The following is a 591-nucleotide window of genomic DNA, read 5'->3' as shown; positions in this document are numbered from 1 at the left end:
GGCTGGCCGGTCGCGGGCTGGCCGGGTGCCGGCTGGCCGGGTGCGAGTTGGACGGGTGCGAGTTGGCTGGGCGTGGGCTGCCCGGGCGTGGGCTGGGAGAGGGCGGCGGAGAGTTGGGCGGGTGCAGGCTGGCCGGGTGTGGGCCCGGCGGGTGGGGGTTGGGAGAGGGTGGTGGTGAGTTGGGTGGGGGTGGGGCGGGCGGCCGGGTCCTTGGCGAGGCAGTGGGTCAGGGTGGGGAGCAGGTCGGCGGGGACGCCGGACAGGTCGGGTTCCTGGAGGGTGATGCGCAGGACCATGGCGCCGACGCTGGGCGCGTCGAACGGGGCCTGCCCGGTGGCCGCGAACGCCAGCACCCCGCCCAGGGAGAAGATGTCGCTCGCCGGGCCGATCTCGCCCAGATTGAGCTGCTCGGGCGACATGTACGGGACGGTGCCGAGCATCATCCCGGTGGCCGTGACCGTGGCGGCGTCGAGGGCCCGCGCGATCCCGAAGTCGATGATCCGGGGCCCGTCGGACGCGACGATGATGTTCCCCGGCTTCAGATCCCGGTGGACCAGCCCCGCCGCGTGGATCGCGCGCAGCCCCTCGGCG

Annotated in this window: 1 protein-coding gene; it reads right to left on the bottom strand. The window is 75.0% G+C overall.

Features of this window, described 5'->3' with window-relative positions; all coding sequences use genetic code 11:
- Positions 1-591: serine/threonine-protein kinase (locus tag ACYVE7_RS35370; RefSeq protein ID WP_460371060.1), on the bottom strand; the 591-nt coding region annotated here is incomplete at both ends.

The organism is Actinocorallia lasiicapitis, assembly GCF_054778695.1.
The sequence above is the reverse complement of the archived record's forward strand: the minus strand, read 5'-3'. Positions and strand labels throughout refer to the sequence as shown.